At 60.3% G+C, this 14,649-nt stretch carries 12 protein-coding genes and 1 pseudogene; 8 read left to right on the forward strand and 5 right to left on the reverse strand.

All coding sequences use genetic code 11. The features are described from left to right. Positions 1 to 88: 88 nt before the first annotated feature. Positions 89 to 982: a LysR family transcriptional regulator gene (locus tag ACIOWA_RS08585; RefSeq protein ID WP_401159284.1), complete on the forward strand. Its 894-nt coding sequence runs from the start codon at positions 89 to 91 to the stop codon at positions 980 to 982. Between the two features lie 6 nt (positions 983 to 988). Here the strand turns inward: ACIOWA_RS08585 and ACIOWA_RS08590 are convergent, their stop codons facing one another. After that, the gene (locus ACIOWA_RS08590; RefSeq protein WP_401159286.1) at positions 989 to 1,933 is read right to left on the reverse strand and encodes an aldo/keto reductase; all 945 of its coding nucleotides are present in this window, start codon (positions 1,931 to 1,933) and stop codon (positions 989 to 991) included. A gap of 112 nt (positions 1,934 to 2,045) precedes the next feature. On the opposite strand from ACIOWA_RS08590, the gene ACIOWA_RS08595 reads away from it, so the two are divergent. Further along, positions 2,046 to 2,816 (forward strand): alpha/beta fold hydrolase, encoded by a 771-nt coding sequence (locus tag ACIOWA_RS08595; protein WP_339494236.1) that lies wholly within the window; start codon positions 2,046 to 2,048, stop codon positions 2,814 to 2,816. Positions 2,817 to 2,893: 77 nt separating this feature from the next. Here ACIOWA_RS08595 and ACIOWA_RS08600 read toward each other — a convergent pair whose 3' ends face one another. The 3 genes from ACIOWA_RS08600 to ACIOWA_RS08610 form a co-directional block, all read right to left on the reverse strand. Then, the gene (locus ACIOWA_RS08600) at positions 2,894 to 3,835 is read right to left on the reverse strand and encodes a DHH family protein (protein ID WP_401159288.1); all 942 of its coding nucleotides are present in this window, start codon (positions 3,833 to 3,835) and stop codon (positions 2,894 to 2,896) included. A gap of 83 nt (positions 3,836 to 3,918) precedes the next feature. Next, positions 3,919 to 5,202, reverse strand: a complete 1,284-nt coding sequence (locus ACIOWA_RS08605) for a Zn-dependent hydrolase (protein ID WP_339465638.1) — start codon at positions 5,200 to 5,202, stop codon at positions 3,919 to 3,921. Positions 5,203 to 5,279: 77 nt separating this feature from the next. Next, positions 5,280 to 6,764, reverse strand: a complete 1,485-nt coding sequence (locus ACIOWA_RS08610) for an NCS1 family nucleobase:cation symporter-1 (protein ID WP_339507867.1) — start codon at positions 6,762 to 6,764, stop codon at positions 5,280 to 5,282. Positions 6,765 to 7,387: 623 nt separating this feature from the next. On the opposite strand from ACIOWA_RS08610, the gene hydA reads away from it, so the two are divergent. The 3 genes from hydA (at position 7,388) to preA (ending at position 11,626) form a co-directional block, all read left to right on the forward strand. Further along, positions 7,388 to 8,827: a dihydropyrimidinase gene (hydA, locus tag ACIOWA_RS08615; RefSeq protein WP_339432747.1), complete on the forward strand. Its 1,440-nt coding sequence runs from the start codon at positions 7,388 to 7,390 to the stop codon at positions 8,825 to 8,827. Positions 8,828 to 8,983: 156 nt separating this feature from the next. Beyond that, positions 8,984 to 10,351, forward strand: a complete 1,368-nt coding sequence (locus ACIOWA_RS08620; protein ID WP_401159291.1) for an NAD(P)-dependent oxidoreductase — start codon at positions 8,984 to 8,986, stop codon at positions 10,349 to 10,351. Next, entirely contained in the window at positions 10,352 to 11,626 is a 1,275-nt protein-coding gene (gene preA, locus ACIOWA_RS08625) for an NAD-dependent dihydropyrimidine dehydrogenase subunit PreA (protein WP_339432749.1), read from the forward strand. Positions 11,627 to 11,741: 115 nt separating this feature from the next. Here preA and ACIOWA_RS08630 read toward each other — a convergent pair whose 3' ends face one another. Then, a complete protein-coding gene (locus ACIOWA_RS08630; RefSeq protein WP_339434170.1) occupies positions 11,742 to 12,362 on the reverse strand; it encodes a TetR/AcrR family transcriptional regulator in 621 nt (206 codons plus the stop codon). A gap of 140 nt (positions 12,363 to 12,502) precedes the next feature. Here ACIOWA_RS08630 and copC point away from each other — a divergent pair, with 140 nt between their 5' ends. From copC to ACIOWA_RS08645, 3 genes and pseudogenes are all read left to right on the forward strand, one after another. After that, positions 12,503 to 12,868 carry a copper homeostasis periplasmic binding protein CopC gene (gene copC, locus ACIOWA_RS08635; RefSeq protein ID WP_339434171.1) on the forward strand — a complete coding sequence of 122 codons (366 nt, stop codon included), beginning with the start codon at positions 12,503 to 12,505 and terminating at the stop codon, positions 12,866 to 12,868. A 3-nt stretch (positions 12,869 to 12,871) separates the two neighbouring features. Further along, a complete protein-coding gene (copD, locus tag ACIOWA_RS08640) occupies positions 12,872 to 13,729 on the forward strand; it encodes a copper homeostasis membrane protein CopD (RefSeq protein ID WP_339434172.1) in 858 nt (285 codons plus the stop codon). A gap of 318 nt (positions 13,730 to 14,047) precedes the next feature. Then, positions 14,048 to 14,634: pseudogene (locus tag ACIOWA_RS08645) on the forward strand (polysaccharide deacetylase family protein). Positions 14,635 to 14,649: the final 15 nt, after the last annotated feature.

Below are 14,649 nucleotides of genomic sequence, written 5' to 3' on the forward strand. Positions count from 1 at the left end.
CTCCAGCAAGTGATGCCTGAACTTTACCGGCGCCGACTCTTCAGATAATCGACTAGAGTTCGAAATAACTTATGCAGGAAACTCATTAATGCTTCGCGAAAACGCCAGTGACCTGCTCGCCTTCCTCGCCGTGGCGCGCGCGCGCAGCTTCACCAAAGCCGCCGCCAAACTTGGCATCTCGCAGTCCGCGCTCAGCCACACCATCCGCGCCCTCGAAGCGCGCCTTGGTCTGCGCCTGCTCACGCGCACCACTCGCAGCGTCTCCCCCACTGAGGCCGGCGAGCACCTGCTGCAAACCATCGGCCCGCGCTTCGAAGAGATCGAACTGGAACTCGCCGCCCTGAGCAACCTGCGTGAAACCCCGGCGGGCAAGATTCGCATCAGCGCCACCGATCATTCGCTGGACTGGCTGCTGCGCCCGGTACTCAAGGCGTTCCTGCCGAAATACCCCGACATCGCCGTCGAAGTCTGCTGCGATTACGGCTTCGTTGACATCGCCGGGCAAGGGTTCGATGCCGGCGTGCGCTTGGGCGAAGACGTTGCCCAAGGCATGATCGCCACGCGCATCGGCCCGGACATGCGCATGGTGGTCGTCGGCTCACCGGCCTACTTCGCCAGCCGTCCACCGCCACAAACGCCACGTGACCTGACCGACCACGCCTGCAACAACCTGCGCCTGCCCACCAATGGCGGGCTGTACACCTGGGAGTTTGAAAAGGACGGCGAAAGCCTCAAGGTGCGGGTGTCCGGGCAGATCACGCTGAATGGTGTCTACCCGTTACTCGACGCGGCACTGGACTGTTTTGGCCTGAGTTACATCCCGGAGAACCTCGTCACGGCGCATCTGGCAGAGGGTCGGCTGGTGCAAGTTCTGCAAGACTGGTGCCCGCGCTTCGCCGGTTATCACCTCTACTACCCGAGTCGGCGCCAGGCGGCACCGGCGTTTGCGTTGTTGCTGGAGGCGCTGCGGTTTCGCGGTTGAACGGGCCTAACCGACCCATGCAATCAACTGATGCCGTTGCGCATCAGTCAACATCGGGCCGAATCCGGCCTTGACGTTATCGGCCATGTAACGCGGATTCCCGGTACCCGGGATGACGCAAGTCACCGCCGGATGCGTCAGCAAAAACTTCAGCGCCAGTTGCGGCCAACTGGTGACCTGCACATCCGAGACCCACGCCGGGAGCGGTTTACCCTTGAGCCGGGCGAGCAAACCACCGCCGCCGAATGGCCGATTACAGATCACCGCCACCCCGCGTTCGCGGCACAGTGGCAGGATGCGTTGTTCCACGCCTCGGTCGTCGAGGGCGTAGTTGATCTGCAGGAAATCCAGCTGTTCGGCCTTCAGTAGCGCTTCAACTTCGTCATAGGCTGAAGGCGTGTAATGCGTGATGCCAATGTAGCGGATGCGCCCCTGCTCCTTCCATTCACGCAAGGTGGGCAGGTGGGTTTGCCAGTCGAGCAGATTGTGGATCTGCATCAGGTCGATTTGCTCGGTGCGCAGCAGGCTGAACGACTGCTCCATCTGCGCGATGCCTTCCTTGCGCCCGCGCGTCCACACCTTTGTGGCCAGAAACGCCGGCGAGCGCGGTTCGTGGATCGACAGCAATTCGCCGGTGGTCTGTTCGGCGCGGCCATACATGGGTGAGCTATCGACCACCGTACCGCCCTTGGCGAACAATTCATCGAGCACCGCCGGTAGTTGCTTGTAGGCCAGATCGCCCGGCACAACATCAAAACCGCGATAGGTGCCCAGTCCCACCATAGGCAGGGGCTCCGAGCTTGAAGGGATGACACGGGTCTGCATGGCTTGGCCTCCGGTAGCGGCGCACGATGTGACAGCGGCCAGCGCCCGTTCAAAGGTGAAGACCGCCGAAACCCCGGCAGCCAGCGTGAGCAATCGGCGACGGGAGTAACCCTCAGTGTGGCTCATGCTGCCTCCCCCGCTGCGTGAGTCTGTTGCATGTTGTGTTGGAGCGCTGCCGGGGCGAACCGCTGGACTACACTGCGACAGCAAACCCTCACACCCCGTTAAAAGTAGCCGAATGTCCCGAACCCTGATGTCACTCGTCGCATTGATCGTCGCCGTTTACGTGGTGCTGTGCGCCGCGCTGTTCTTTTTCCAGCGCTCGCTGATCTATTTTCCGCAGCCCGCTGCCATCGAGAGCGCCGATTCGCGTTTGAAACTGTCGATGCCGGACGCCGACATCTGGGTCGCTACGCGCGAGCGCGTCGGGCCTCGGGCGCTGATCTATTTCGGCGGCAATGCCGAGGATGTATCGCGCAATCTGCCGGCGTTTGCCGAAGCGTTTCCCGATTACGCGCTGTTTTTCCTGCACTATCGGGGCTTTGGTGGTAGCGGCGGTTCGCCATCCGAAGAAGCGATTGCCGAAGATGCGCTGGCGTTGTTCGATCAGGTGTCTGCCCGCCATCCGCAGATTGCCGTGGTCGGGCGCAGTCTGGGGTCGGGCGTCGCCGTGCGCCTGGCCAGTGAGCGTCCGGCGGCGCAGTTGATTCTGGTGACGCCGTACAACAGCCTCGAAGAAATTGCGGCGCGGCAATACCCTTGGGTGCCGGTGAAGTGGTTGCTCAAGGATCGTTTCGAGTCGGGCAAGTACGCTGCGCATATTCGTGTGCCGACGTTGCTGCTGGCGGCGAGTGATGACGAGGTGATTCCCCGGGCCAGCACCGAGCGCTTGCTGGGGTATTTCCCCAAGGGCGTGGCCGTGCTCAAAGTGGTGCCGGATTCCGGGCATAACTCGATTTCCGAGCGCAGGCAGTATCTGGAGTGGATGGGGGATGTGTTAAACCGGTGAGGATGGTGGGCCTGGGAATTTGTGTTACCGGGACTGGCCCCTTCGCGAGCAAGCCTAGCGGGCAGCGATGCAGGGGGTTACTGGACGATGCTGTTTGGCGCGCCTTGACTGGCAGCAAAAAGCCCCAGTTTCAACAATTCCTTGCGCAGCATTGAAGGCGCTACAACAGCCACTCCAGCCTCCCAATCGAGAGCCAACAACCTATTCAATTTTTGTTGGCTAACGGTGGAAGGCGCCAGAAAACAGCTTTTCCTGTCGCGGATACCGATGACATTCAGCACCCCGTCCTCGCCCTGCTCTGCCATCCAGCAGTTGATCGTCGAGCGGTGTTTTTGCAGCAAGGCATCGGCATCCCACACCGTCATTTGCGCGAAGTTATGTGGCAAATGGCTGTCGGGCTTCATCCGTTTCAAATCGGCTGCCAACGCAGCGGCGAGGTTAGCTTCGATGCCGGCCTGGCATTCAAGGAAATACTGTTCGGCCCAGTCAGCACAAAGCTGGGCTCTTGGCGCAAGTTCGGCATACGCCCCGATATCTGCCGCCGTAGTCGTCTGCCCGGTGAAATTGAGCGTGTTATCCAGAATCGCCGTGGCCAATAACGCGGCGCTTTGCTCGCTGATCTGCGACACCAAACCTGCCGCCTGCCAACGCTGAAAAACCTGCGTCGCCGCCGCGCCAATCGGTCGGATATCGGCGGCAGTCCCAAGCTTCTGCGCCCAGTAATGTTCATAACCCGGATGATGGTCGATCACTTCCACCACCTGATCGAGCACCACTATTGGGTCGACATGGTGATAGTCGGACACGTCGACCAGGACGAATTCGTCGTTCGGCTTCGCGGCGTAAACGTGCAGACCGGGGCCCCAACCGAGCACGGTTTTCGACACGCTGGCGTTGGGTTGTGTGCTGCTGACGGCACGAGCGGGAATGCCTTGCAGGTTCAACAGTTCTGCGTAGGCGATACAGCAGGCATAGGCATCGATATCCAGATAGGCCGCGCCCGAGGTGATGATTTTCATGGGCGGCAACATCGCATGGATTGATGACATTTGGGTGACAGCAAAAAGATCGCAGCCTGCGGCAGGCTGCGATCTTTTGATCTTCAAGCCGCCCGCTGCCCTTGCGCCACCATCGCCGAAGCCGCGAGCATCGCCCGCAACAACACCGCACAGCCCGCCGCCAGATCATCCGGTGCAGCGTTTTCGATTTCGTTGTGGCTGATGCCGCCTTCGCACGGCACGAAGATCATCCCGGCAGGCCCCAACTCGGCAAGGAAGATCGCGTCGTGGCCGGCGCCGCTGACGATGTCCATGTGCGACAGCCCCAAACCTTTCGCCGCGCCGCGTACGGCTTCGACACAGCCTTTTTCGAAGTACAGCGGCGGGAAATCGGCAGTCGGGGTCAGTTCGTAAGTCAGGCCATGTTCTTCGCACGTGGCGTCGATGACGTGCTTCACCTCGGCAATCATCGAGTCCAGCCGCGCCGGTTCCAGATGACGGAAGTCGAGGGTCATACGCACTTCGCCGGGAATGACGTTGCGCGAGCCGGGATAGGCTTGCAGGCAACCGACGGTGCCACAGGCATGGGGTTGATGACCGAGGGCGGCGCGGTTGACCGCACCGACGATCACCGAGGCGCCGACCAGCGCGTCTTTACGCAAGTGCATCGGCGTTGGACCGGCATGCGCCTCTACGCCGCGCAGCTTGAGGTCGAACCACTTCTGCCCCAGCGCGCCGAGCACCACGCCGATGGTTTTCTGTTCGTCTTCGAGGATAGGACCTTGTTCGATGTGCGCCTCGAAATAGGCGCCGACCTTATGCCCGCTGACTTTTCGCGGACCGGCATAGCCAATGGCATTGAGTGCTTCGCCAACGGTCACGCCGTCGGCATCGACTTTGGCGAGGGTTTCTTCGAGGGTGAATTTCTCGGCGAACACCCCGGAGCCCATCATGCACGGGGCAAATCGTGAGCCTTCTTCGTTGGTCCAGACCACCACTTCCAGCGGCGCTTCGGTTTCCACGCCGAGGTCGTTGAGCGTGCGCAGGACTTCGACGCCGGCAAGCACGCCGAAGCAGCCGTCGAACTTGCCGCCGGTGGGCTGGGTGTCGATGTGGCTGCCGGTCATCACCGGTGGCAAATCGGGGTTGCGCCCGGGGCGCCGGGCGAAGATGTTGCCCACGGCATCGACGGTGACGCTGCATCCGGCATCCTTGCACCATTGCACAAACAGGTCGCGGGCCTGGCGGTCGAGATCGGTCAGGGCCAGGCGACAAACCCCGCCCTTGACCGTGGCACCGAGCCTGGCCAGTTCCATGAGCGAGGCCCACAGGCGATCACGGTTGATGTGCTGATGGCTCGATTGCAGAACGTCTACGGCTGCGTTCATGGGGATCTCCTCAGGCTGCTTTTCTTATGGATATTGCTGTGGTGTCGGGTAGACCGCTATCGCGAACAGGCCATCCGCTACACCGCTGTTTTAACGGCAGAGGGCTGCGCACGCATCACGCACAACCCGTAATAAATAATCCCGCCCAGCGCCGAGCCGGTGAACCAGCCATAGCTGTAGAACCAGCTGAACGCATCGCTGCCCAGCGACATCACGGTCAACACCACCGGTACGCCAAACGCAACAAAACCGGCCCAGTTCCACGCCGGATAGACGTCGTCGCGGTACAGCCCGGCCAGATCCAGTCGTTGTTTCCTGATCAGGAAATAATCCACCACCATGATCCCGGCAATCGGCCCAAGCAGGCTCGAATAACCCAGCAGCCAGTTGGAATACACAGACTCCAGGCTGACATCGGAAACAATCCAGCCGAGTTTTTTCAGCAGTTCATGGGCCATCAGCGCGAGGCCGACAACGCCCGTCAGCAACACGGCTTTGGTGCGGTTGATCACCTTGGGGGCAATGTTCTGAAAATCGTTGGTTGGCGAAACAATGTTGGCGGCGGTGTTGGTCGAGAGCGTGGCGACGATGATCAGCGCCATCGCCACTGCCACCCACACCGGGCTCTGGATATGGCCAATCAACGTGACCGGATCGGAGACCGTGACGCCGACCAGTTTGACCGACGCGGCGGTCATCACCACACCGAGGGCGGCGAACAGAAACATGGTCAACGGCAGACCGATGATCTGCCCGAGGATCTGATCCTTCTGGCTCTTGGCGTAACGGCTAAAGTCAGGAATGTTCAACGACAGCGTGGCCCAGAACCCGACCATGGCGGTCAGTCCGGCAGCGAAGTAGCTGACCACGCTTGCCCCTTCTGGACGCTTGGCCGGGATCGCCATCAGCTCGGTCATCGATACATTGGGCATCGCCCACACCAGCAAGCCGATGCCGACCGCGACCAGCAACGGCGCAGACAAGGTTTCCAGCCACTTGATCGACTCGGCACCGCGGATCACCACCCACAGGTTCAACGCCCAGAAGATCATGAAGCCGATCACCTCCCCGGTTCCACCGAGCGATTTCCAACCGTCGAACACCGAACCGAGAAACAGGTGAATGGCCAACCCGCCAAACATTGTCTGAATACCGAACCAGCCACAGGCCACCAAGGCGCGAATCAGACACGGCACGTTGGACCCAAGGATGCCGAAGGATGAGCGCAGCAACACCGGAAACGGTATGCCGTACTTGGTACCGGGGAAGGCATTAAGGGTCAGGGGGATGAGCACAATGAGGTTGGCAAACAGAATCGCCACCAACGCTTCGCCCACCGACAGGCCGAAATACGCGGTGAGCACGCCGCCCAGGGTGTAGGTCGGCACGCAGATCGACATGCCGACCCACAACGCGGTGATATGCCATTTGTTCCAGGTTCGTTCGTGCACCTTGGTCGGTGCCATGTCGTGGTTGTAACGGGGACTGTCGAGGACGTCGCTGCCGGCTTCGAGTTCAAACAAGCCGTCGCGCTCGGTCACTTGCGATCTGTTCTGTTGCATGGCCGCTCCACTGTTCTTCTGATTATTTTTTGCTCATCAGGCGGCTGACGTATGAACGCACAAGCCGGACGATGGCCGGAGGAACTGACAACTTTCATGCACCGGCCATGGTGTCAGCGGCGGCATCAATAAACGTGCCGGGTACTCCGCCTGCCCCTCGCGCCGAGCTTCAAACGTGGTGCAACTTTCTGATATTCATCAGTTTTAATTATTCACCCGAGGTATCCGGTAAAACTTGTCTGAGCGCTCAGGCTAAACACTTGGCAAGTTGTCCGAATGGTCAGGACTCAATCTGGTGCACTGCATTTTTTTATTCATGAGCGATCAACCGCAGCTCAACTTCAAGCGGCTGATTTCACATAAGAAATCTTGACCATATTTCCATCCTGTCAAGTGCGTCAAAATGGTGAGAGGCCTCACCATTTTGGTGATTTTTGTTTTTTATCCTTATTTATCAATGTCTTATTCCAACAATAAGCTTATAAAAAATTATCTTGAACTATTGCAAAACTGCGACTAGTTTCTATTCCTGACAGCGATGACAGGAATACACCGATCAACGCTGTACCTCAATAAAACATCTAGAACCGACACAAGTCGGTCATGCCTGCGAGGAACTCGGAATGTCTCTGTTGATCCGTGGCGCCACCGTTGTTACCCACGATGAAAGTTACCGTGCCGACGTCTATTGCGCTGATGGCGTGATCAAAGCCATGGGTGAAAACCTTGATGTTCCCGCCGGTGCCGAAGTGCTCGACGGCAGCGGCCAATACCTGATGCCCGGCGGCATCGATCCGCACACCCATATGCAACTGCCCTTCATGGGCACCGTGGCCAGTGAAGACTTCTTCAGTGGCACGGCGGCCGGTCTGGCCGGTGGCACCACGTCAATCATCGACTTCGTGATTCCCAACCCGCAGCAGTCGCTGATGGAGGCGTTTGATCAATGGCGCGGCTGGGCGGAAAAATCCGCCTCGGACTACGGCTTTCACGTTGCAATCACCTGGTGGAGCGAGCAGGTGCGTGAGGAAATGGCCGAACTGGTCAGCCATCACGGGGTCAACAGCTTCAAGCATTTCATGGCTTACAAAAACGCGATCATGGCCGCCGACGATACCTTGGTGGCGAGTTTCGAACGTTGCCTGGAACTGGGGGCGGTGCCGACCGTCCACGCGGAAAACGGCGAACTGGTTTATCACCTGCAACGCAAGTTGATGGCGCAGGGCATTACCGGGCCGGAAGCGCATCCTCTGTCGCGTCCTTCGCAGGTCGAAGGTGAAGCAGCAAGTCGCGCCATTCGTATCGCCGAAACCCTTGGCACGCCGCTGTATCTGGTCCACGTTTCGACCAAAGAAGCCCTCGACGAAATCACCTACGCCCGCAGCAAGGGTCAACCGGTGTACGGCGAAGTGCTCGCCGGGCATTTACTTCTGGATGACAGCGTCTACCAACACCCGGACTGGCAAACCGCCGCCGGTTACGTGATGAGTCCGCCGTTCCGTCCGCGGGGTCACCAAGAGGCGCTGTGGCACGGCTTGCAAAACGGCAACCTGCACACCACCGCCACCGATCACTGCTGCTTTTGTGCCGAGCAAAAAGCCGCCGGGCGCGACGACTTCAGCAAGATTCCCAATGGCACCGCCGGCATCGAAGACCGCATGGCCGTGCTTTGGGATGAAGGCGTGAACAGCGGGCGCTTGTCGATGCAGGACTTCGTCGCCCTCACCTCCACCAACACCGCAAAAATCTTCAATCTCTACCCGCGCAAAGGCGCGATTCGCGTCGGTGCCGATGCCGACCTGGTGCTGTGGGATCCGCAGGGCACCCGCACCATCTCCGCCAAAACCCACCATCAGCAGGTGGACTTCAACATCTTCGAAGGCAAGACCGTGCGCGGTGTGCCGAGCCATACCGTCAGCCAGGGCAAAGTGGTCTGGGCCGATGGCGACCTGCGCGCCGAGCGTGGTGCCGGACGGTATATCGAACGACCGGCGTATCCGGCGGTGTTTGATTTGCTGAGTAAACGGGCACAGATGCACAAGCCCACTGCGGTGAAACGCTGAGAACCAGGCCTTCGGCCTTCGCAAGCAAGCCTGGTCCCACAGGGGAACGCATTCCAAATGTGGGAGCGGCCTGCTCGCGAAGGGGCCCGCCCGGACACTACAAAAACCACTGCCCATCAGAGGCAGAGCACCTCAATAACCGTGAGGCAAAAAACCGTGATCGAGACCCTGAACCATCTACCGCATCCGCACGAAAGCGCAGCCGCCCTCGCCGGCCACTTCACCGATCTGGCGCCGCCGCTCAATGCCCGGCAGGCGCATCTGGAAGCGTCGCGCTGCCTGTATTGCTACGACGCGCCCTGCGTCAATGCGTGCCCGAGCGAGATCGACATCCCGTCGTTCATCCGCAATATCCATCAGGACAACGTGCCCGGCGCGGCGCAGAAAATCCTCTCGGCGAACATCCTCGGCGGCAGTTGTGCGCGGGTTTGTCCGACCGAGATCCTTTGCCAGCAAGCCTGCGTTCGCAACAACGCCCAGGAATGCGCGCCGGTGCTGATCGGCCTGTTGCAGCGCTACGCCGTGGACAACGCACACTTCAGCGAACACCCGTTCCAGCGCGCTGCCACCACCGGCAAACGGATTGCCGTGGTCGGTGCCGGCCCGGCCGGGTTGTCCTGCGCGCACCGCAGCGCGATGCACGGCCATGACGTGGTGATTTTCGAAGCGCGGGAGAAGGCCGGCGGCCTCAATGAGTACGGGATCGCCAAGTACAAACTGGTCGACGATTACGCGCAAAAGGAGCTGGATTTCCTCCTGCAGATCGGCGGCATCGAAATCCGTCACGGGCAGAAACTCGGCGACAACCTGGCTCTGAGCGAACTGCACCAACAGTTCGATGCGGTGTTCCTTGCCCTGGGCCTCAATGCCAGCAAACAACTCGGTCTGGCCCACGAAGAGGCGCCAGGGCTGCTCGCCGCCACCGATTACATCCGCGAACTGCGCCAGGCCGATGACCTCACGCAACTGCCATTGGCGCAGCGCTGCATCGTCCTCGGCGCTGGCAACACCGCCATCGACATGGCCGTGCAAATGGCCCGCCTCGGTGCCCGAGACGTCAATCTGGTGTATCGCCGTGGCGCGGCGGACATGGGCGCGACCGGTCACGAACAGGACATCGCCAAAGCCAATCAGGTACGCCTGCTGACCTGGGCACAGCCGGAAGAAGTCTTGCTCGACGATCAGGGCCGCGTGTGCGGTATGCGTTTTGCCCGCACCGATCTGGTCGACGGTCGCCTGCAAACCACGGGCGAAACCTTCGAACTGGCCGCCGATGCGATCTTCAAAGCCATCGGCCAGGCCTTCGACAGCAGCGCCCTCACCGACCCGCTGGCTCGCGAACTCAAGCGTCAGGGCGAACGAATCCAGGTCGACGCCAATCTGCGCACCAGCATTCCCGGCGTGTATGCCGGTGGCGACTGCACCAGCCTCGACCAGGATCTGACCGTGCAAGCCGTGCAGCACGGCAAACGGGCCGCCGAGGCCATCAACGCTCAACTGATGCTCAATGTGGAGGCTGCGTAAATGGCCGATCTCTCGATTGTCTTCGCCGGCATCAAAGCCCCCAACCCCTTCTGGCTGGCCTCCGCGCCGCCGACCGACAAGGCCTACAACGTGGTGCGTGCCTTCGAGGCGGGCTGGGGCGGCGTGGTCTGGAAGACCCTGGGAGAAGACCCGGCGGCGGTCAACGTGTCGTCACGGTACTCAGCCCATTACGGCAACAACCGCGAAGTGCTGGGCATCAACAACATCGAACTGATCACCGACCGCTCGCTGGAAATCAACCTGCGCGAAATCACTCAGGTGAAAAAGGACTGGCCGGATCGCGCACTGATCGTGTCGTTGATGGTGCCGTGCGTGGAGGAGTCGTGGAAACACATCCTGCCGCTGGTGGAAGCCACAGGCGCCGATGGCATCGAACTGAATTTCGGCTGCCCTCACGGCATGCCCGAGCGTGGCATGGGTGCGGCAGTCGGTCAGGTGCCGGAATATGTCGAGCAGGTCACCCGCTGGTGCAAGACGTATAGCTCGCTGCCGGTGATCGTCAAACTGACCCCGAACATCACCGACATCCGCGTCGCCGCCCGCGCCGCCCATCGCGGTGGTGCCGATGCGGTGTCGCTGATCAACACCATCAATTCGATCACCAGCGTCGATCTGGAACACATGGTCGCCCTGCCCACCGTCGGCAGCAAAAGCACCCACGGTGGTTACTGCGGCTCGGCGGTCAAGCCGATTGCGCTGAACATGGTCGCGGAAATCGCCCGCGATCCGCAGACCCAAGGCCTGCCGATCTGCGGGATTGGCGGCATCGGAAGTTGGCGCGATGCGGCGGAATTCATGGCGCTGGGCAGCGGCGCGGTACAGGTGTGTACGGCGGCCATGTTGCATGGCTTCCGGATTGTCGAGGAGATGAAAGACGGCTTGTCGCGGTGGATGGACAGTCAGGGTTACGCCAACATCGCCGAGTTTTCCGGGCGTGCGGTGGGCAATACCACCGACTGGAAGTACCTGGATATCAACTATCAGGTCATCGCGAAAATTGATCAGGAGGCGTGCATTGGTTGTGGGCGTTGCCACATTGCTTGCGAGGACACCTCACATCAGGCGATCAGCAGCCTGAAGCAGGCCGACGGGACGCATAAATACGAAGTGATCGATGACGAGTGTGTGGGCTGCAATCTGTGTCAGATCACCTGTCCGGTGGCTGATTGCATCGAGATGGTACCGATGGAGACGGGCAAGCCGTTTCTGGACTGGAATCATGATCCGAGAAATCCGTATCACGTTTCGGCTTGAGGCTTGAGGCGTCTGACCTGACGCCTTCGCGAGCAAGCCCGCTCCCACAGTTGGAATGTATTTTCCTGTGGGAGCGGGGTTGCTTACGAAGAGGCTGGCCGCCGCGCCCCACGTCTCAAGGCTCCAACCCGATCCCGCGCAAGATCACACTGGTCACCGTCTGCACCGCCCGCTCGAACTGCATGTCCGACAGTGGCTGGTGATCATTCAAGATATTCACCTGATGGTCGAAGTCGGCGTAGTGCTGGGTCGAAGCCCAGATCATGTACAGCAGGCTCGACGGTTCCACCGGCAAAATCCGCTTGTCATCGACCCACTGCCGAATCTTCGCTTCCTTCATCTTCGCCCAGTCGTACAGGCTGGCGTCCAGCGCTTCGCCCAGCGTCGGCGCGCCGTGGATGATTTCGTTGGCCCAGACTTTTGAACCGTACGGCCGGCTGCGCGAGTGGTTCATCTTGGCGCGGATATAGCTGCTGAGCACCACACGCGGATCGTCGAACATCTCGAAGCACAACGCATCCTGCTTCCACACTTCCAGCAGGTCGAACAGCACGGCGCTGTACAACTCACTCTTGGTTGAGAAGTAGTAATGCAGGTTGGAGCGCGGCAGTTGCACTTCGGCGGCGATGTCGGCCATGGCGGTGCCACCGAAACCTTTTTCGGCGAAAACCTTTTCCGCCGCCAGGAGAATTTTTTCGACGTTACTGCGACGAATCTCGATCTTGTGATTGCCCATGTGGGCTCCCTGACAACAACCTTGCCCAAGACTAGCACCCGCTCTGCCACTGGGGCGACCGCTGAAAACAAAACTTCGTATAGACGCAGTCGCATGGCTAAACTGCCCCCTTATTCGATCCTGCCCCAGAGGTACCTGCGATGCTGTTCAAGAACGTTCTGACCACCACGGCCCTGCTCGCCTCGCTGTTCGCCGCCTCTTCGGTATGGGCCCACGCCCACCTGAAAAGCCAGACCCCGGCTGCCGACAGCACCGTCGCCGCACCTGCGGATCTGCGCCTGACGTTCTCCGAGGGTGTGGAAGCCAGTTTCACCAAAGTCACGCTGACCAAGGATGGCGTGCCGGTCGCGGTCAAAGCGCTGACCACCCAGGACAAAGACAAGAAAACCCTGATCGTCACCCCTGCTGCACCGCTGACTGGCGGTGAGTACAAAGTCGAATGGCACGCGGTGTCGGTCGACACGCACAAGAGCGAAGGCGCCTATCAGTTCAAGGTTGGTCAGTAATTCATGAGTGAAGCGCTGGTGCTGTGCCGGTTCCTGCATTTGAGCGTGGTGTTGATGTTGTTCGGGGTCTGGTTGTTCAGACCGTTGCTGCTCAAGGGCGAAGCGCGGGTGCTAGACCTTCGTACCGCGCGACTGGCCCGTTGGCTGGCGACCGTTGCGCTGCTCAGCGGGGTGGCCTGGGCGTTGCTGATCACCGCGAGTATGGCCGGTTCAACGGCGGCGGCATTCGATCCGGACACGCTTGCGCTGGTGTTTGGCAAAACATTTTTTGGTCAAGTCTGGCGCTGGCATTTGCTGCTCAACGCAGCACTGCTGGCGTTGCTGTTTACACCCTGGCGTTCAAGCACACCCTTGCGGCTGGGGCTGAGCGCGCTGCTGGCGGTGACACTGGCGCCGGTCGGTCACGGCGCGATGCTGGAGGGTCTGAGCGGACAACTGCTGATCCTCAATCAGGCCCTGCATTTGATTTGTGTGGCAGCGTGGCTCGGCGGGCTGTTGTTGCTGGTGATGCTGCTGCGCGCGCCAAGCGAACCCATGGGCCAGATCCTGCGGCGCTTCAGTGGTGTCGGCTATGCGCTGGTTGCAGGCCTGTTGATCACCGGGTTGATCAACGTTCGCGTGCTGACCGGCCAGTGGTGGCCAACACCATTGTTCAGCGGGTTCGCCCTGATTCTGTTGATCAAGGCATTGCTGGTGCTGGGAATGCTGGGGTTGGCGTTGTTCAATCGCTCGCGAAGCGAGGATTGCGAACAGCGGATCGGCGCGCTCAGACGCAGTGTGATGATCGAATGGTTGCTGGGGATCGGGGCAGTTGCCGCCGTCTCGCTACTCGGCACCCTGCCGCCGATGATTGCGGCCTGAACACCACCGCAAAGCCTTTGTAGGCGTTGTGTTGATCAATGAGGCTGCGTGTCGCCCGCCGCCGTATCAATACTCACCACCACCGACATCCCAGGGCGCATCAATCCATTGAAAGGCCTTGTGCTGATTTGGCTTGAATGTGCCGTAAATCGTCCGGCAAACCCATGTCCCGTGAAGGAGCAGGCTGACGCTTACGCAGAAATCATGTGAAGCCGGATTCGTAGAATTTGTTTAAAGGTCCTCTCGCCGACAGCGGATTTTTCCCGCGTCGGGCGACTGCCATCCTTGCAACCCTTCTCAATCTGCAAGGTGCCCGTTATGAGCACGCCCCACCCACAACGCTCACACGGCTTGCTGAAAAGCCTTCTGGCAGCCGCCCTGCTAATCCCCCCCTCACCTTTGCTCAGGAACGCCCGTGGCCGGACGGTTCGCAACTGGTGATCTCGGTGTCGATGCAATTCGAAACCGGCGGCCAGCCCGAGGGCGCCGAAAGCCCGTTCTCAGGTAGCCCGCTGCCCAAGGGCTACCCCGACCTTCCGGCGCAGACCTGGTTTGATTATGGCTACAAGGAAGGCCTGTGGCGCATGCTCGACCTGTGGGATCGCACCGCAATCAAAGTCACCTCCCATGTGGTCGGCGAAGCGGCGCTCAAGCACCCGGAACTGGCCAAGGCAATAGCCCAGCGCGGGCATGAACTGGGCGCCAACAAGCGACGGATGATGTCGGTGAGTTTGCACGACCGGATTGGCGGCACTCCCGCGATGGTCGAAGCCATGGAGCGGTTCATCCGTTACGCGCAGTCTCATCCGAAAGTCAGCTTCATGCGCAAGGATCAAATTGCGCAGATCGTGCTGACCGAGAAAAATCCGCTGATAGATAACAGCGAAGCGCTCTACAACCATTGATTGCGCCGAAACAGC

Origin of the sequence: Pseudomonas sp. NPDC087614, assembly GCF_044743485.1 — a bacterium.
Classification (GTDB): Bacteria; Pseudomonadota; Gammaproteobacteria; order Pseudomonadales; family Pseudomonadaceae; genus Aquipseudomonas; species Aquipseudomonas baetica_A.